The sequence below is a fragment of the Streptomyces sp. NPDC096193 genome (assembly GCF_040302905.1).
GTDB lineage: Bacteria > Actinomycetota > Actinomycetes > Streptomycetales > Streptomycetaceae > Streptomyces.
In genome coordinates this window covers 13,264-30,807 of the sequence record NZ_JBEOSJ010000021.1, presented here as the reverse complement: position 1 = coordinate 30,807, position 17,544 = coordinate 13,264, and the positions used below count along the sequence as shown (strand labels likewise).

Below are 17,544 nucleotides of genomic sequence, written 5' to 3'. Positions count from 1 at the left end.
TCCGTATCAATGGCTGATACACGCCACTCTTTTTGACCATGACCACATGCGTTCAGTTGGTTACTCAGCGGGAAGAACAGCTGTACGAGCCAAGGAAGCGGAGGAGCGGCAGTGACCGAGCCGCTGGACGACGGTCCTCCCGACGGGCTGAGCCCGCCCGAGGAACGCATGTGGAACGCCTTCCGGAACGGAAGCACATACGACCTGAGCGATCCCAATCCCCTGTTGAACGACCCCTTCTCGCCACGCCCCTGGGGTCCCGACCGCAGTGTCCGCGCGTCCATCGTGGCCCGGCTGCTGCTGAGCGGACCGACCGCCCGCCCCGGCCGGGTGGCCGCCCTGAAGCTGCGCGGGATCCAGATCACCGGCACCCTCAAACTCGCCGGCGGCAGCATCGCCCCGTACGTCGAGCTGAACGGCTGCCGCTTCGAGAACGAACTGCTCATGCCCGAGGCGCACTTCACCACCGTGCGCATGGTCGGCTGCGCCATCCCGCGGATCGAGGCCGCGCGGCTGCGCACCGAGGGCGATCTGCATCTGCCGCGCTGCCGCATCGAGCACGGCATCCGGCTCACGGACGCCCAGATAGGCACCGACCTGCTGATCAACCAGATCCATGTGCGGCCCGACCGCAGGGGCCGGGCGATCACCGCGGACGGCATGTCGGTCGCACAGGACTTACAGGCGGAACTGATCGAGACCTACGGCGAGTTCAGCCTGCGCGGCGCGAAGGTCGGGGTCTCGCTCAGTCTGCGCGGCAGCAGACTGCGGGCCGCGGGCGAGCGCCGGGCGCTGAACGCCCCCCAGCTCAGCGTGGAGCGGACGCTCTACATGACGGGCGCGTGGGTCAGTGAGGTCACCGGCAACCAGGGCGCCACTCCCCCCTTCGGCACCCCGCGGGGCAGCACCGCGGCGCGCGGGACCAGACTTCAGCCGTTCGAGTGCCGTGGCGGGGTGCGTCTCGATGACGGCCGCTTCGGTGACGCGGTCGATCTGAACCGTGCGCGGTTCGTGCTGAACGCCCGCGAGGAGCTGTCGCTGCGCCGGATCGTGACACCCGAGCTGCGGTTCAGCGCCGAGCGCTCCGAGGAGGGCCGGGTCGTGCTGAACGGCGCGAAGGTCGTGACTCTGATCGACATGGCGGCGAGCTGGCCGGGCCCGGGAGGGCTCGCGATGGGCGGGTTCGTCTACGAGAACCTCGTCCCGTACGAGGAGTTCCCGCTGAGCACACGGCTGGCCTGGGTGGCCTCGGCGACCCCCGAGTACTCCCCCGAGCCTTACGAACGCCTCGCGACCGTGCTGCGCAACAGCGGCGAGGACGAGGACGCCCGGGAAGTGCTGCTGGCCAAGCAGCGCCGGCGCCGCGAGACGCTGCCGCTGGCCGGAAAGCTGTGGGGCCTGCTCCAGGACTGGACGGTGGCGTACGGCTACCGGCCCGGCCGGGCCGCGCTGTGGATGGCGGTGCTGTGGGCGGCCGGCACGGTGGCCTTCTCCCAGGTGGAACCGGCGCCGATCAAGTCCGGGGAGCATCCCGAGTGGAACGCTCCGCTGTACGCGCTGGATCTGCTGGTGCCGGTGATCAATCTCGGCCAGGACGGCTACTGGCTGCTTGACGGCCGCTGGCAATGGGCCGCCGCCGCACTGGTGCTGCTCGGGTGGATTCTCGCCACGACGGTCGCGGCCGGCGCGTCCCGTCTCCTACGGCGCGGCTGAGTCACTTTCTTTACGCTCTCTTGGCTTCCGCCAGGACAACCATCCGGCCGCCACCAAAGCTTCACAGCCATCCTCTGGCGCCGCCCCGACCTGCAGTTTTCAATGGTCCGCACCATGTCATTGCTTCGAGCGCTGCTGCGCACCGCACGGACGATCCGCACCGCCCCGCGGATCGCCCACGGACTGCCGCCCGACCAGGCGGTTCTGCTCGACGCGCCCGACGAACGGCTCAGCCCCGCCCTCGTGGCGGCAGCGTTCGGGGAATGGGAACCGGCCGCCAAACTGCTCGCGACCACACGGGAATCAGCCGATTGGGAGGACCGGGACCGCTACGTCCTGCGGCTCGCCACCTTCACCCTGAACCGGGACGAATGGCTCACGTCGTGGCTCGCCGTCGCGCCCCGCGACCCGGACGCGCTGGTCCTCAAGGCGGAGCTGGCCGTCCGCAGGGCCTGGGAGTCGCCGGCACGCGCCGAGCGGCTGCGCGAGGTCGGCCCGCTGCTGGACGCGGCGGCCGAGGGGGACCCGGACGACCCGGTGCCGTGGCGGATCGCCCTGGACCACGCGCGCGGTACGCATGCCACGCACACGGCCTTCGAGTCGCTGTGGGAGCAGGCCGTCCGCCGCTCGTCGCACCACTACGGATGCCATGTCGCGGCCCTGCAGTACCTGTCCGCCCAGTGGTACGGATCGCACCGCGAGTGCTTCGACTTCGCCGAGCAGGCCGCGGCCGACGCGCTGCCCGGCTCCCTGGTGCAGGCGCTGCCGGTGCGGGCGGCCTTCGCTCAGTTGCTGAGCGGGGACACCAATTCCGTCCAGGACGACCGGATCGACGCGGCGGCCGATCTCGCGGTCGCCCTCTCGGCGGACTACGAAGCCGGTGACCCGTGGCCCGCTGAGGTCCGCAACCTGACGGCGTACGTGCTGGCGGGGCGGCGGCGCTGGGAGCCCGCGCTGGAGCAGTTCCGGCTCATCGGCCCGTATGCCACATCCTTCCCGTGGAACCACGTCTCGGACGATCCGCTCGGCCGGTTCCTCGACGCACGCGACGCGGTACGGCTGCAGATCGCTTCCGCGAGACCTCCGCGGGCAAGGGCCGGACGAAGCGGGTCCGCGGACCATTAGGCTTGACCGTTGTGACCACCGCACGTCTCCCCCTCTTCCCACTCAACTCGGTGCTGTTCCCGGGTCTCGTCCTGCCCCTGAACGTCTTCGAGGAGCGCTATCGCGCCCTCATGCGCGAACTGCTGAAGACGGACGAGTCCGAGCCGCGCCGCTTCGCCGTGGTCGCCATCCGCGACGGCCGTGAGGTCGCGCCGACGCTGCCCGGGATGCCGGACCAGACCGCTCTGCCGGAGCGCGGCCCCACGGCGGGCTTCGGCGACGACCCCGTCCAGGCCTTCCACCCGGTGGGCTGCATCGCCGACGCCGCCACCATCCGTGAGCGCGACGACGGCAGCTTCGAAGTGCTCGCCACCGGTACGACCAGGATCCGGCTGCTCTCGGTCGACGCGAGCGGCCCTTTTCTGACGGCCGAGGTGGAGGAACTGCCGGAGGAGACCGGGGAGGGCGCGGGAACGCTGGCCGAGGGTGTGCTGCGGGCCTTCCGCAGCTACCAGAAGCGGCTGGCGGGGGCGCGTGAGCGCTCGCTGTCGACGGGAACGGACCTGCCCGACGAGCCGTCGGTGGTGTCCTACCTGGTCGCGGCGGCGGCCGTGCTGGACACGCCCGCGAAGCAGCGGCTCCTGGAGGCGAAGGACACCGCGGCGCGACTGCGCGAGGAACTGACGCTGCTGCGCGCGGAGACCGCGGTGATCCGCCATCTTCCGTCGCTGCCCGCGGTCGATCTGACGCGGGCTCCGACGAGCCCCAACTGAACAGGAGCGCCTCGACGTGGCGAAGAAGCCCAGGAAGCAGGGCGGCACGCCCGCGACGGTCGCCCTGACCGCGGCGGGCACGGAGTTCACCGTGCACGAGTACGCGCACGATCCCGCGTCCGCGTCGTACGGCGAGGAGGCGGCCGAGGCGCTCGGCGTCTCCCCCGACCGGGTCTTCAAGACGCTCGTCGCGGATGTCGACGGCGAACTGACGGTCGCGGTGGTGCCGGTGGCGGGCAAGCTCGATCTCAAGGCCCTGGCCACGGCGGTCGGCGGCAAACGGGCGACGATGGCGGACCCGGCGGCGGCGGAACGCACGACGGGTTACGTCCGTGGCGGGATCTCGCCGCTGGGCCAGCGCAAGCGCCTGCCCACCGTGCTGGACGATTCGGCGGCCGGCCACCCGACGATCTGCGTCTCGGCGGGCCGCCGCGGCCTGGAGGTCGAGCTCTCCCCGTCGGACCTGGCGGCCCTCACCTCCGCGGTGCTGGCGCCGATCGGCCGCGCGTAGGGGCTCGACGGCGGGGGGCTCCTCGACTAGGACCATCCGTACGCGGAAGTCCGAGGAGGAGGTACAGCCTCATGTCCAAACGCACCCGCAAGCGCAAATGGCGCACCCGTAAGTCCAACCACGGCCATCGCCCGGCGTGACGGCCGCGCCGTGCCGCGGAGGGCTGCCTCACGGTCGCCCGCTCGCGGCGCGGCTGCACCGCGGCTTGCCGGGGTGACCGGCGGCGGACCGAGCGCCGGGCCAGGCGCCCCGACGAAAGCGGGTGACCGAACGCGGGCGCGGCGGCTCGGGCCCGGGTGGCCGGACCGGGGCAGGCGCCGTGCCGCGGACGGTGTACAGGTCCCCGGGTCAGGCGTCGTGCCGCGGACCGGGTGAAAGACCCGGGTCAGGCGGCGTGCCGGGGACCTGGGACAGTCCCCACGTCAGGCGCCGCACCGCGCACCGAGCGAAAGACCCGGGTCAGGCGCCGTGCCGCGGACCGGACTGCGGACCCGACTGCGGACCGTGCCGGGGACCGGCCTGCGGACCGGACTGCGGACCGTGCCAGGGACCGGCCTGCGGACCGTGCTGCGGACCGGACTGCGAGCCGTCCTTGGGACCGTACGCGTCCCACTCCGGCTCCACGTCCCGTGGGCCGAACAACGCCGTCAGCGCCAAGTGGACCACCATCGCCGCCACCGGCCACGCCAGCAGCGCCCCGTGCGCGTTCAGCTCCAGCGGTGCGTCGAAGACGACGCCCTTGCCGACCTCGCGGGCGTGAGCGACCACATCGTCCGTGGGGCCGAGCCACGTACCGACGCCCCAGGCCAGCAGTGAGCCGAGCAGGCCGCCGACCGCCAGGGCCACCACCAGGGTGATTCCGCCGCGCCTGCGCAGCAGGAAGAGCACCGCCGCGCTCACCGCGCCGAAGGCGAGCGCGAGCAGGGCAAACGTTCCGTCTGCTCCCATCGCCTCTTCGCCCTCGGTGTCCCGCAGGAACACCGCCTTGCCGTCGGAGATCAGCGGCACCCGGGGTGCCAGCCACAGCCAGAGCAGCCCCAGCGCCACGCCCGCGACCGCCACCGCGACCAGCACCACGGCGCCGTCCCGCAGATCCGTCCTCAGGTCCGGGTCGTCGGGGTGCGCCCCCTCGTGACCCTCGGTCCCGTGGTACGGGTGCGCGGGTACGGGACCGGTCTGCGGCGTCTGCCACGGATCGTTCGGGGAGGGCTGATGCGGCGGTGTCAGCGGTGCAGTCACACCGCCATCGTGCCAAACGTGTTCGCCCGGCGCCTCACCGGACCGCCGCCCGCCGGTACGCCCACGTCGCGACCGCCAGCGAAACGACGCCCACGACCGCGCAGACGGCGAGGTCCAGCGCCACGACGGCCCAGTCGGGGCTCGCCTCGAACGTCCTGGCGAGGGCCTCGACGCCGTACGTCGACGGCAGCAGGTCGCGCGCGTACGAGATCGGCTCCGGCAGCCGGTCCGCCGGCAGCACTCCCAGCAGCAGCGCGGCCGACATGCCCAACTGCCCGAGGAGTGTGGCGAATTCCTGGCGCGGTGCGAGCAGTCCGAGCGCCGCGCCGAGCCCGGCGAGCGCGGCCCCGCTCAGCGGGATCACCGCCACGAGCACCCACAGATGCGTCATGGGCAGCTGGAACAGCACGCTGCCGGTGACGGCGGTGACGATCGTGCCGGGCACGGTGAAGGAGGCGTAGGCCCCGGCCGCCCCGAGCACCACGGCCGCGGGCGGCACCGGCAGGGTCGCATAGTGGTCCAGACCACCGGTGGCCCGCAGCTGCCCGAAATACTGGGCGAGCAGATTCAGCGCGACGAACGCGACGACGAGGACCGAGGAGCCGGCGACGACGGCACGCGCCTCGGCGCCGCCGTCCACGACCCCGCGCATCAGGACCATGATCCCGACGGACTGGAACGTCGCCACGAAGAGGAGCGGGATCCTGGCCACCCGTGCCCGCGACAGCTGCGCGCGGTACACCGCACCGAGGGCCGGCAGCAGCCGGGCCCGTGGTGCGAGCGGCGCGGCGGGTTCGGCCGCCGCGCTGTGGACCCTGATCTGTCCGGTTTTCCCGGACACCGCCTCCGCGGGAACGATGCTCACGCTTTGACCAGCCCCTTCGTCGCGTTCCCCCCGAGCGCCAAGTACACGTCCTCCAGGCTGGGCGTCGTCAGCGTGAAGTCGTCGAGTGCGGCGAACGCCGCTCCCCCCGTCACCGCGGCGACCGCGGCCCGCGCCTCGTCGGGCGCCAGTCGCAGCACCCAGCGGCGCCCCGACTGCTGCGCGAAGCCGTGCAGCGCGGCGACCTCGGGCACGTCCAGCGGCGCCCGGTCCCGCCACACCAGCTCGACCCGCACCTCGCCCGCGACCCGTTCCTTCAGCCCGCCGGGGGTGTCGCAGGCGATCACCCGGCCGCGCTCCAGGACGGCGACCCGGTCGAGGACGGTCTCCGCCTCGATCACGTTATGAGTGACGAGCACGACCGTCGTTCCGTTCACGGCCCGGCGCCGGTCGACGGCCGCCCACACCGCGCGGCGCGCGACGGGGTCCATTCCGGTCGTCGGCTCGTCCAGGACCAGCAGCGGGCGCTCACCGACCAGCGTGGCCGCGAAGCACGCGAGCCGGCGCTGCCCGCCGGACAGCTTCTTCAGCGGACGCCCGGCGAGCGCCGTCAGCCCGAGCTCCTCCAGAACGGAGTCCCGCTCGGCCCTGGCGTCCCGGATGGTCAGTCCGCGCAGCCGGCCCGTCGTCTCGGCGGCCAGCGCGACGGTCAGCTCGTCCAGCGCGGTGGACTCCTGCCCGAGGTACCCGATGAGCCGCGCGGCCCGCTCCGGGTGGCGTACGAGATCGTGACCGAGCACCTCGACGCTGCCCGAGTCGGGCCGCATCAGACCGGTCAGCTGGCGTACGAGGGTGGACTTGCCGGCGCCGTTCGGGCCGAGGAGACCGAAGATCTCACCGCCCCGCACCTCCAGGCTGATCCCGTCCGTCGCCCTCACCTCGGGCGTCGCGGGAACCCCCCGCCGGGCGCGCACGGCGGGGTACGTCTTGACCAGTCGCCGCACCACGCACACCGTACTCACGAGGTACGAGACTACGGGGTCGCCGGTGCTACTCCCCGGCCGGGGCGTGTTCCGCCGCCGCCCGGACGTCGATCTCCCGCCAGAATCCGGCCCGGATCGCATAACGGTCGTGTTCGTCGATCTGGTCGTCCTTGTGCGCCAGCAGACCGAAACGTGCTGCGTAGCGCAGCAGTTCCCCGTCGATGCGATGCGGGATACGCGGGTACATCGTCGACAGCTTCTGCACATGGCCGGCCTCCGGCAGTCGCGCCATCCAGCGCCGGGCGAACACCTGACCGACCTCGAAGGGGTCGCCGCCGACCGTCGTGATGTCCTCCTCGCGGTCGGCCCAGCGCTGCTCGGCGCTGGTGAGCTGAGCCAGCGTCGGCAGCGATGCCGTCTCCGGCGGCTCGCCGAGCGCACCGCCGGCCCGCTCGACCCAGCCCTTGTCGGAGGACCAGCGCAGGGTGGCGTTCGCGGGGTGGTGCGGGGGGTGCGGCCCCGGGGCCCGCAGACTCGCCAGGTCCTTGGGCGTGGGCACGCCCTTTGAGGAGGCGGCGGGGGCGGGAGGGGTCGCTGCGCCGTTGTCGGTGGGCGCGGGCGGCGCGCCGTTGCGCGCGGCCTCGGCAGCCCGCTCCTGGGAGGCGGCGAGCGCCGACTCGGGCAGGGGCGCGGAGAGGATCGCCGCGATCTCCGGCCGCGGGACAGGGGGCGGCGCGCAGACGCCGGTGAGCTCCTTGGCCCGTACGGCCCGGGTGATCCAGACGCGGTCGAGCACCCGCCGCTCATCCGCCTCGGCGACCAGGTCCTCCGACTGGTTGTAGTCGCCGTCGGCGGCCTGCACCGCCCACAGGTGCACGGCCACACCGTGCTCCTTGGCGGACATCAGGCCGGGCAGCAGATCTCCGTCGCCGGTGACCAGCACCACGTCGGAGCATGCGCGATTTCTGGCCAGTTCGGTGAGCTCGGCGTGCATGGCCGCGTCCACGCCCTTCTGCGCCCAGCGTCCGTCGCTGCGCGTCAGTGCGCCGAGGCGGACCGTCACCCGGGGCATCACGCGCAGCCGTCGGTGCTCGGGCTGCGGCACACGGTCAGGGGCTCCGTCGAACCAGTAGATACGCAACAACGGCCGCTCGGTATCGGCCTCGGCGAGTTCGCGAAGGCCTTGAATAAGTGCGGAATGGTCGACAGTGATCCGGGAACGCGCCGGTTCCCCGGCAAGCAGGCTCGCGGCGGCGCCCAGGAGATATCCGGCGTCAACCAGGACAACGCAGCGGTCCACGCGTTCCACCTTCTTTCGGGAACTTCGGGAACTTCGGAATAAGAAAAGGGTCCGGGCCGGGAAAAGGTTCCGGACCGGGGATTGTTGCGGGTTTCCTTCGAGTCTGCCCGACCGAATGAGGCTTAACGGCCGGAACTCGATCATCGGCGTGGCGGATCGCATGTCAAGGCCTGTGACATGGCGTCTTTACCCACCGCTATGATCCAAAATGCGGCGTATCGTCCTGTATGTGAGTCTGATCGCGGCCCTGGCCCCTAGATCCCAGTGGAGGCACACCATGGCCAAGAACAAGAATCGCAAGGGTGGCCAACAGGAGCGCGCGGCGTCCCCCGCGGAGCGTGGCAACGAGCAGGCGAAGACGACCGCCTACGAGTCGCAGGCCCGCTCGCAGTCGCAGGCACAGGGCAGCCCGGCGGATGTGGCCCGTAAACATCAGCGGCGCTTCGGTCACAACTGATCAGCCCGCACCCAGCGGAAGGGGCGCGACCGTGACGACGGTCGCACCCCTTCCGGGTGTTCGGGCACAAGGGCCCGCGGGCGGGCTCAGCCCGCCAGGCAGGACGGGCCGAGCAGCACCTTGAGATCGCCGAACAGGGCCGGGTCCGGCTGCACCCGGTGCCGGTCGAGGCGCAGCACCGTCGTCTTACGCGGCCCCTGAAGCTTGATCCGTACCTCGGTGTTGCCCTTGTGATGGCTGAGGATCTCCCCCAGCCTGCTCACCATCGGCGGGGTCACCTTCACCGTGGGGATGGTGACGACGACCGGGGCGTTGGTGCCCGCGGACGACAGGTCGGGCACCATCAGCTCCATGGCGACCAGCCGCGGAATGTCCTCGCGCTTGTCGAGCCGCCCCTTGACGAAGACGACCGTGTCCTCGACGAGCTGGGTGGACACCAACTGGTAGGTCGCGGGGAAGAACATGCACTCGATGGAACCGGCCAGGTCCTCGACGGTCGCGATGGCCCAGGCGTTGCCCTGCTTGGTCATCTTGCGCTGGAGGCCCGAGATGATGCCGCCGATGGTGACGACCGCGCCGTCCGCGTGCTCCCCGCCGGTGAGCTGGGAGATCGCCGCGTCCGTCTTGTCGCTGAGGACGTGCTCGATACCGAACAGCGGGTGGTCCGAGACATACAGCCCGAGCATCTCGCGCTCCTGGGCGAGCAGATAGGACTTGTCCCACTCGATGTCGGAGAACTCCACGTCGAGACCGAAGCCGGGCTCGGAACTCTCGTCGGCGTCGCCCATGCCGCCGAAGAGGTCGAACTGCCCCTCGGCCTCCTTGCGCTTGACCGCCACCACGTTGTCGATCATCGGTTCGTGGTGGGCGACGAGGCCCTTGCGGGTGTGGCCCATCTCGTCGAAGGCGCCGGCCTTGATGAGGGACTCCACGGTCCGCTTGTTGCAGACGACCGCCTCGACCTTGTCGAGGAAGTCGGGGAACGAGGTGAACTTCCCCTTCGCCTTGCGGGACCGGATGATCGACTCGACGACGTTCGTACCGACGTTGCGGACGGCGGAGAGGCCGAAGAGGATCACGTCGTCGCCCTGCGCGGCGAAGTTCGACTGGGACTCGTTCACATTGGGCGGCAGCACCTTGATGCCCATGCGGCGGCACTCGTTGAGATAGACCGCGGACTTGTCCTTGTCGTCCTTGACCGAGGTGAGCAGCGCGGCCATGTACTCGGCGGGGTAGTTCGCCTTGAGGTACGCGGTCCAGTAGGTGACCAGGCCGTACGCCGAGGAGTGCGCCTTGTTGAACGCGTATCCGGCGAAGGGGACCAGGACGTCCCACAGCGCCTGGATCGCCTCGTCGGAGTACTTGTTCTTGCGGGCACCCTCCTGGAACAGGACGAAGTTCTTCGCCAGTTCCTCGGGCTTCTTCTTGCCCATCACCCGACGGAGGATGTCGGCCTCGCCGAGGGAGTACCCGGCGATGATCTGCGCGGCCTTCTGGACCTGCTCCTGATAGACGATCAGGCCGTAGGTGACACCGAGGACCTCCTTGAGAGGCTCCTCCAACTCCGGGTGGATCGGGGTGATCTCCTGCTGCGCGTTCTTGCGGAGCGCGTAGTTCGTGTGGGAGTTCATGCCCATCGGGCCCGGGCGGTACAGGGCCGAGACGGCGGAGATGTCCTCGAAGTTGTCGGGCTTCATCAGCCGCAACAGCGAGCGCATCGGGCCGCCGTCGAACTGGAAGACACCCAGCGTGTCACCGCGGCAGAGCAGTTCGTACGTCGTGGGGTCGTCCAGCGGGAGCGCGAGCATCTCCAGGTCGATGCCCTTGTTGGCCTTCACCATCTTGATGGCGTCGTCCATGATCGTGAGGTTGCGCAGACCGAGGAAGTCCATCTTCAGCAGGCCGAGCGACTCGCACTGCGGGTAGTCCCACTGCGTGATGGTCACACCGTCGGTGTGGCGCACCCAGATCGGGGCGTGGTCGACGATGGGCTCGCTGGACATGATGACGCCCGCGGCGTGCACACCCATCTGCCGGACCAGGCCCTCGACGCCCTTGGCGGTGTCGATGACCTTCTTCACGTCCGGCTCGTTCTCGTACATCCCGCGGATCTCGCCGGCCTCGCTGTAGCGCGGGTGCGAGGGATCGGTGATGCCGGACAGATCGATGCCCTTGCCGAGAACGTCCGCGGGCATCGCCTTGGTGAGACGGTCGCCCATCGCGTACGGATAGCCGAGGACCCGGGCGGAGTCCTTGATGGCGTTCTTCGCCTTGATCTTTCCGTAGGTGCCGATCATGGCGACCTTGTCGGCGCCGTACTTCTCGGTCACGTACCGGATCACCTCGACGCGCCTGCGCTCGTCGAAGTCGATGTCGACATCGGGCATGGAGACGCGCTCGGGGTTGAGGAAGCGCTCGAAGATCAGTCCGTGCTCGATCGGGTCGAGGTCGGTGATGCCCATGGCGTACGCCACGATCGAGCCGGCCGCGGAGCCTCGGCCGGGGCCGACCGCGATGCCGTTGTTCTTGGCCCACATGATGAAGTCGGCGACGACGAGGAAGTACCCGGGGAACCCCATCTGGATGATGACGTCCATCTCGTACTCCGCCTGCTTCTGGCGGTCGGCGGGGACGCCGGAGGGATAGCGGCGCTCCATGCCGCGCCGCACCTCCTCCTGGAACCAGGTGACCTCGGTGAAGCCGTCGGGGATCTCGAACTTCGGCATGAGGTTCTTGGCCTCGAACATGCCGGTCGTGTCGATCTGCTGGGCGACCAGGAGGGTGTTGGCGCACCCCTCCTGCCAGGCGTCCGAGGAGTCCACCGCGTACATCTCGTCGGTGGACTTGAGGTAATAGCCGGTGCCATCGAAGCGGAAGCGGTCCGGGTCCGAGAGGTTCTTGCCGGTCTGGATGCACAGCAGCGCGTCGTGCGCCGTCGCCTCGTGGGAGTAGGTGTAGTGCGAGTCGTTGGTGACCAGCGGCGGGATGCCGAGTTTCTTGCCGATCTCCAGCAGCCCGTCACGGACCCGGCGCTCGATCTCGATGCCGTGGTCCATCAGCTCCAGGAAGTACCGGTCCTTGCCGAAGATGTCCTGGTACTCGGCGGCCGACTTCAGCGCCTCGTCGAACTGGCCCAGACGCAGCCGGGTCTGGAGCTCGCCGGACGGGCAGCCGGTCGAGGCGATGAGCCCCTCCGACCACTGGGCGATGGTCTCCTTGTCCATCCGCGGCCACTTCTGGAGCCAGCCCTCGGCGTACGCGTCGGAGGAGAGGCGGAAGAGGTTGTGCAGTCCGGTCTTGTTCGCGGCCCAGATCGTCTTGTGCGTGTAACCACCGGAACCGGAGACGTCGTCGCGCTTCTGATGCGGCTGACCCCACTGGATCTTGCGCTTGTTCCGCCGGGACTCCGGGGCCACATAGGCCTCGATCCCGATGATCGGAGTGACCTCCGCCTTCTTCGCCGAGTGGAAGAAGTCGTACGCCCCGTGGAGGTTGCCGTGGTCCGTCATCGCGATGTGCGACATGCCCATTTCGTTGCACGCGTTGAACATGTCCTTCAGCCGCGCGGCACCGTCCAGCAGCGAGTACTGGGTGTGCACATGCAGGTGCGTGAACGGCGGCTTGGTCACGGCGGGGGCCTCCGGGGAACGGTGAGTGGCGGGTAACGGACGGTCTGGGGGGACAGCGTGGAAGTCTACGACTCTCCACTGACAATCGTGGGGCACTCCCGAGTACCTTCGAGCGTTGGAGGGGCGGAAGCACTGTCCCATTTGTCATGCACCAGGAGGCACCCAGCGATGTCGGTACCGCACACCGCCGAGGTCACGGCCGAACAGCGCGGTGAGCAGATCCTCACCGTTTTCGGGACCGCCTTCGGCGAGCTCCTGGCCGCCGACCCGGCCGCCTTCCGGGTCAAGTTCCGGAAGATGGCGGCCTCCGCGTTCGCCTTCTACCGCGGCACCGCCTGCCTCTTCTACCACGACCTCGAGCGGGAGCAGCACGGCGGTCCCTACCTGGACGAACGCACCGGCAAGGTGTGGATCCACGGCGACCTGCACGCGGAGAACTTCGGCACGTACATGGACTCCAACGGCCGGCTGATCTTCAACGTCAACGACTTCGACGAGGCGTACGTCGGCCCCTTCACCTGGGACCTGAAGCGGCTGGCCGCGTCCCTCGCCCTGATCGGCTACACCAAGGCGCTCAGCGACGAGCAGATCACCGAGCTGGTGCGGATCTACGCCGCCGCCTACCGCGAGCGCATCCACGCCCTGGCCGCCGGCGCCAAGAACGACGAGGTGCCGCCCTTCACGCTGGACACCGCCGAGGGCCCGCTGCTGGCCGCGCTGCGCGTGGCCCGCTCGCTGACCCGTTTCGGCCTGCTCGACTCGATGACGGAGATCCGTGACTTCGAGCGCCGCTTCGCCCCCGGCGGGGGCACGATCGAACTGGACGCGGCGACCCGTTACAAGGTCCTGGCGGCCTTCGACGGCTATCTGGAGACGCTGCCCGAGTCCAGCCTGACGCGCCCCGACTCCTACCGGGTCAAGGACGTGGTCGGCCGGCGGGGCATCGGCATCGGTTCCGCCGGCCTCCCCTCGTACAACATCCTGCTGGAGGGCAACAGCGACGCCCTCGAGAACGACGTCGTGATCTACATGAAGCAGGCGCAGACCCCGGCGGTCTCCCGGCACATCGACGACCCGTCGGTGCGGGAGTACTTCCAGCACGAGGGTCACCGCACGGTGATCTCGCAGCGGGCGCTCCAGGACCACGCCGATCCGTGGCTGGGCTGGACCGAGCTCGACGGCGGCGGCCAGCTGGTGGCCGAGGTCTCGCCGTACGCGGTGGACCTGGACTGGTCGGACATCGACGACCCGGAGGAGATCGCGGCGGTCGTCGCGGACCTCGGCCGGGCCACGGCCACGATGCACGGGGCCGCCGACGACGAGAGCGGTCACTCGCTGGTGCCGTTCTCCACCGAGCGGGCCATCGACGCGGCGATCGCGGCGGACGAGGACGGTTTCGCCGAGCTGCTGGTCGACTTCGCGCACAGCTACGGCTCCCGGGCGCGCAAGGACCACCAGATCTTCGTCGACCTGTTCCGCAACGGCCGGATCCCCGGTCTGTAGCCGGTCCGCCCAGCGACCGGATCCGTTAAGAACCCTCTCAGGGAGCCATGGGAGACTCCCCGGTGATGAACCTATCGGGTGTGCAGCTCAGGGGGCTGCGGGCAGCGATCTTCACGGCACTGGTCGTGACACTGTCCGCCGCCTCCCATGTGCTGCTCTCCCGTTCCCCCCTCCCGTGGACGACCCTTGCCGGGATGTCGGCATTCGTCTTCGGCGCCGCCTATCTCCTGTCCGGGCAGGAGCGCGGCTTCTGGCGGATAGCGGGCCTGCTCGTCCCCCTGGAGCTGGCCGCGGACACCGTCTTCACCGCCGGCCAGGACGTCTGTTACGGCCCCGGCGGCGGACCGGTCGCCGGTTCGCTGCGCACGGTCGGCTTCGACGTGCTGTGCGGCGGCAGCGTGGGCAGTGGGCTGCCCGGAGTGGCCGCCGACCCGGGCGCGGCGAATCTGCTGCACTCCGCCGACCCCGCCGTGCCCTGGCTGCTGCTCGCCGCCCATGTCTCGGTCGGCCTGCTCGCCGCGGCCTGGCTGCGGCGCGGCGAGTCCGCGCTGGCCGGCCTCCTGCGGGCGGTCGGCGCCTTCGCGTTCCGGCCACTGCTGCTGGCCGTCGCCGCGGCGGGGGCGGCGGAGCGATCCGGGGGAACCGTCGCCCGGCGCGCACCGGTCCGGGCCGCGCGGGCCCACGCCCGGCTGCTGGTGCATTGCGTCGGACGGAGGGGACCGCCGAGCTCGGCCGCGGTACTCGCCTGAGCCACGTCCCCCTTCCCGATTCCCCGACTTCGCCGGTCCCCGGTTCCCCGGTATGTCCCGGTTTCCGGTGTCCCCGGTGTCTCCCCGTATCCGCGGATACGACATCCCACGGAGTGAAGAACCATGAGTGCACGTAACAGCCAGGCCAACAAGGCGGCGGCCCGCGAGCGGCTGCGCCAGGAGCGCGAGCGCCAGGCCAAGAAGGACAAGACCCGCCGCCAGCTCATCGTCATCGGCTCGACGATCGTGGTCCTCGCGATCGCGGGCGGCGCCGGATACGCCGTGATGCAGGCCAACAAGCCGGATCACTGGGAGTCGGTGAAGGACGAGAAGACCGTCACCGCGCCCAAGAACACCGAGGGCACAAACGGCACGACCGTGGTCATCGGCAAGCCGGCCGCGAAGAAGACACTGGAGCTGTACGAGGACTCCCGCTGCCCGGTCTGCGCGAGCTTCGAGCAGGCGATCGGCGAGACGGTCGCCAAGGATGTCGCCGACGGCAAGTACAAGCTCAAGTACGTCGGCGCCACCTTCATCGACAACGCCGACCAGGGCGAGGGTTCGAAGAACGCGCTGAGCGCGCTGGGCGCCGCTCTCAACGTGAGCCCCGACGCTTTCACGGCGTACAAGGCCGCTCTGTACTCGTCGAAGTTCCACCCCGAGGAGAGCCAGGACAAGTTCGCCAAGGACTCCTACCTCCTGGAGGTCGCCGACTCCGTCCCGGCGCTCAAGAGCAACGCCGAGTTCAAGAAGAACGTCGAGGACGGGACGTTCGACGCGTGGGCGATGAAGATGTCCGCGACGTTCGACAAGAGCGGTGTCGGCGGTACTCCGACGCTGAGGATGGACGGCAAGAAGATCACGGCGGAGGGCACCGACAACCCGCCGATGACCGTGGAGCAGTACCGCACCTCGCTCGACAAGGTGCTCAACGGCTGATCCGCGCGGCTTCGCGGCCCGCCCGAAGGCCCTGTGACCGAAGGGTCCCGGGCGGCCGGGCGGCCGTCAGGGAACGCGCCGGTTGACCGTTCCGGATGGGCGGGCGAACTTTGACAGTTCGCTCGCCCATTCGGCTTACCGGTCAGTAGTCTGATCGGCCGTGACCAGTCGACTCCCGTCAACTCCCAGCCGCCGCACGGTCGTCAAGGCCGCTGCCGCCACTGCTGTCGTCGCTGCGCCCGCCATCGCGGTCGCCGCCTCCGCCTCCGCCTCCGCGGCCACCGCCGCCCTGGCGCCGGCCTTTCTGCACGGCCTCGCCTCCGGTGACCCCCTGCCCGACGGCGTCCTGCTGTGGACACGTATCACCCCCACGCCCGAGTCCCTCCCGGGCTCGGGCAAGGGCCCGGACACCGCGGTCGGTTGGGAGGTCGCGGAGGACAGGGCCTTCACCAAGGTCGTCGCCCGAGGCTCCACCACGTCGACGGCCGAGACGGACCACACCGTCAAGGCGGACGTCAGGGGTCTGAGCCCGGCGACCATGTACTACTTCCGTTTCACCGCCGGCACCACCGTGTCCGCCGTGGGCCGCACCCGTACCGCTCCGGCCACCGACGCCGCGACGTCCGGGGTGCGCTTCGGCGTGGTCTCCTGCGCCAACTGGGAGGCCGGCTACTTCTCCGCCTACCGGCACCTGGCCGCCCGTGCCGACCTGGACGCGATTCTCCATCTCGGCGACTACATCTACGAGTACGCGGCGGGCGGTTACCCGGACGAGCCGTACGGCGTACGGCAGCACTCGCCCCGCCACGAGATCCTCACGCTCGCCGACTACCGGCTCCGCCACGCCACCTACAAGACGGACCCGGACCTCCAGGCGCTGCACGCCGCGCACCCCGTGGTCGCGATCTGGGACGACCACGAGATCGCCAACGACGCCTGGTCCGGCGGCGCCGAGAACCACACCCCGGGCACCGAGGGCGACTACGCGGCCCGCGCGGCCGCCGCCCGCCGGGCGTACTTCGAGTGGATGCCCGTGCGCGCCTCCACCGAGGGCACGGTCTACCGCAGGCTCCGCTTCGGCAAGCTCGCGGATCTGCATCTGCTGGACCTGCGGTCCTTCCGCTCGCAGCAGTCGTCGGTCGGCAACGGCGGTGTGGACGACCCGGACCGCACGATCACCGGCCGTGCCCAGCTGGACTGGCTGAAGGCCGGGCTGGCCGGGTCCGACGCGGCGTGGAAGCTCGTCGGCACCTCGGTGATGATCTCGCCGGTCGCCTTCGGAGCGCTGCCGGCCCATCTGCTGGAGCCCATCGCGGAGTTGCTCGGTCTGCCCAAGGGCGGCCTGGCCGTCAACGTCGACCAGTGGGACGGCTACACCGACGACCGCCGGGAGTTGCTGGCGCACCTGACGCAGCGCGGGATCAAGAACACGGTCTTCCTCACCGGTGACATCCACATGGCATGGGCCAACGACGTGCCGGTCAAGGCCGCGACGTACCCGCTGTCCCAGTCCGCCGCGACCGAGTTCGTCGTGACGTCGGTGACCTCGGACAATCTGGACGACATTCTCCATGTCGCGCCGGGGACGGTCTCCGTCGTCGCGCAGGCTGCGGTCAGGGCCGCCAACCGCCATGTGAAGTGGCTGGACATGGACAGCCACGGCTACGGCGTCCTCGACGTGACCGCCGAGCGCTCGCAGATGGACTACTACGTGCTGTCCGACAAGACGAAGCGCGAGGCGACCGCCACATGGGCCCGGTCGTACCGGACGCTCAACGGCACGCAGAAGGTCGAGCGGGTGAACCAGCCGGTGCGCTGAGG

The 17,544-nt window shown here is 70.2% G+C and carries 14 protein-coding genes; 9 read left to right on the top strand and 5 right to left on the bottom strand.

Annotated features, from left to right (window positions below; translation table 11 throughout):
* Nucleotides 1–111: 111 nt before the first annotated feature.
* The 4 genes from ABTX78_RS26370 to ybaK all read left to right on the top strand — a co-directional run bounded on the left by ABTX78_RS26370 (nt 112) and on the right by ybaK (nt 4,101).
* The gene (locus ABTX78_RS26370) at nt 112–1,713 is read left to right on the top strand and encodes an oxidoreductase (protein WP_352209274.1); all 1,602 of its coding nucleotides are present in this window, start codon (nt 112–114) and stop codon (nt 1,711–1,713) included.
* A gap of 102 nt (nt 1,714–1,815) precedes the next feature.
* Nucleotides 1,816–2,838 carry a hypothetical protein gene (locus ABTX78_RS26365; RefSeq protein ID WP_352209273.1) on the top strand — a complete coding sequence of 341 codons (1,023 nt, stop codon included), beginning with the start codon at nt 1,816–1,818 and terminating at the stop codon, nt 2,836–2,838.
* Nucleotides 2,839–2,849: 11 nt separating this feature from the next.
* Entirely contained in the window at nt 2,850–3,590 is a 741-nt protein-coding gene (locus tag ABTX78_RS26360) for an LON peptidase substrate-binding domain-containing protein (protein WP_352209272.1), read from the top strand.
* 16 nt (nt 3,591–3,606) lie between these two features.
* The gene (gene ybaK, locus ABTX78_RS26355; protein ID WP_352209271.1) at nt 3,607–4,101 is read left to right on the top strand and encodes a Cys-tRNA(Pro) deacylase; all 495 of its coding nucleotides are present in this window, start codon (nt 3,607–3,609) and stop codon (nt 4,099–4,101) included.
* Nucleotides 4,102–4,560: 459 nt separating this feature from the next.
* Here the strand turns inward: ybaK and ABTX78_RS26350 are convergent, their stop codons facing one another.
* Genes ABTX78_RS26350 through ABTX78_RS26335 form a run of 4 tightly spaced genes read right to left on the bottom strand, consistent with a single transcriptional unit; the run spans nt 4,561 to nt 8,455 of the window.
* Nucleotides 4,561–5,340, bottom strand: a complete 780-nt coding sequence (locus ABTX78_RS26350; RefSeq protein ID WP_352209270.1) for a hypothetical protein — start codon at nt 5,338–5,340, stop codon at nt 4,561–4,563.
* Nucleotides 5,341–5,374: 34 nt separating this feature from the next.
* Nucleotides 5,375–6,205 (bottom strand): ABC transporter permease, encoded by an 831-nt coding sequence (locus ABTX78_RS26345; protein WP_502993966.1) that lies wholly within the window; start codon nt 6,203–6,205, stop codon nt 5,375–5,377.
* The gene (locus ABTX78_RS26340; RefSeq protein WP_352209359.1) at nt 6,202–7,176 is read right to left on the bottom strand and encodes an ABC transporter ATP-binding protein; all 975 of its coding nucleotides are present in this window, start codon (nt 7,174–7,176) and stop codon (nt 6,202–6,204) included. Before ABTX78_RS26340 ends, ABTX78_RS26345 begins: the two co-directional genes overlap by 4 nt.
* 37 nt (nt 7,177–7,213) lie before the next feature.
* Nucleotides 7,214–8,455 carry an NYN domain-containing protein gene (locus tag ABTX78_RS26335; RefSeq protein WP_352209269.1) on the bottom strand — a complete coding sequence of 414 codons (1,242 nt, stop codon included), beginning with the start codon at nt 8,453–8,455 and terminating at the stop codon, nt 7,214–7,216.
* Nucleotides 8,456–8,723: 268 nt separating this feature from the next.
* Here ABTX78_RS26335 and ABTX78_RS26330 point away from each other — a divergent pair, with 268 nt between their 5' ends.
* Nucleotides 8,724–8,903, top strand: coding sequence for a hypothetical protein (locus tag ABTX78_RS26330; RefSeq protein WP_352209268.1), 180 nt, complete (start codon nt 8,724–8,726; stop codon nt 8,901–8,903).
* An 86-nt stretch (nt 8,904–8,989) separates the two neighbouring features.
* Here ABTX78_RS26330 and dnaE read toward each other — a convergent pair whose 3' ends face one another.
* Nucleotides 8,990–12,532 carry a DNA polymerase III subunit alpha gene (gene dnaE / locus ABTX78_RS26325; protein ID WP_352209267.1) on the bottom strand — a complete coding sequence of 1,181 codons (3,543 nt, stop codon included), beginning with the start codon at nt 12,530–12,532 and terminating at the stop codon, nt 8,990–8,992.
* Between the two features lie 168 nt (nt 12,533–12,700).
* Here dnaE and ABTX78_RS26320 point away from each other — a divergent pair, with 168 nt between their 5' ends.
* The 4 genes from ABTX78_RS26320 (at nt 12,701) to ABTX78_RS26305 (ending at nt 17,542) form a co-directional block, all read left to right on the top strand.
* Nucleotides 12,701–14,035, top strand: coding sequence for a DUF2252 domain-containing protein (locus tag ABTX78_RS26320; protein ID WP_352209266.1), 1,335 nt, complete (start codon nt 12,701–12,703; stop codon nt 14,033–14,035).
* A 65-nt stretch (nt 14,036–14,100) separates the two neighbouring features.
* Entirely contained in the window at nt 14,101–14,784 is a 684-nt protein-coding gene (locus tag ABTX78_RS26315; RefSeq protein ID WP_352209358.1) for a hypothetical protein, read from the top strand.
* Between the two features lie 123 nt (nt 14,785–14,907).
* Nucleotides 14,908–15,723: a DsbA family protein gene (locus tag ABTX78_RS26310; RefSeq protein WP_352209265.1), complete on the top strand. Its 816-nt coding sequence runs from the start codon at nt 14,908–14,910 to the stop codon at nt 15,721–15,723.
* 160 nt (nt 15,724–15,883) lie between these two features.
* The gene (locus ABTX78_RS26305; RefSeq protein WP_352209264.1) at nt 15,884–17,542 is read left to right on the top strand and encodes an alkaline phosphatase D family protein; all 1,659 of its coding nucleotides are present in this window, start codon (nt 15,884–15,886) and stop codon (nt 17,540–17,542) included.
* Nucleotides 17,543–17,544 lie beyond the last annotated feature (2 nt).

What these genes read in the sequence shown, in the direction of transcription:
- ABTX78_RS26365 (WP_352209273.1), top strand. Translation starts at nt 1,816, where the DNA reads ATGGTCCGCACCATGTCATTGCTTCGAGCGCTGCTGCGCACCGCACGG.
- ABTX78_RS26330 (WP_352209268.1), top strand. Translation starts at nt 8,724, where the DNA reads ATGGCCAAGAACAAGAATCGCAAGGGTGGCCAACAGGAGCGCGCGGCG.
- ABTX78_RS26320 (WP_352209266.1), top strand. Translation starts at nt 12,701, where the DNA reads ATGTCGGTACCGCACACCGCCGAGGTCACGGCCGAACAGCGCGGTGAG.
- ABTX78_RS26315 (WP_352209358.1), top strand. Translation starts at nt 14,101, where the DNA reads ATGAACCTATCGGGTGTGCAGCTCAGGGGGCTGCGGGCAGCGATCTTC.
- ABTX78_RS26310 (WP_352209265.1), top strand. Translation starts at nt 14,908, where the DNA reads ATGAGTGCACGTAACAGCCAGGCCAACAAGGCGGCGGCCCGCGAGCGG.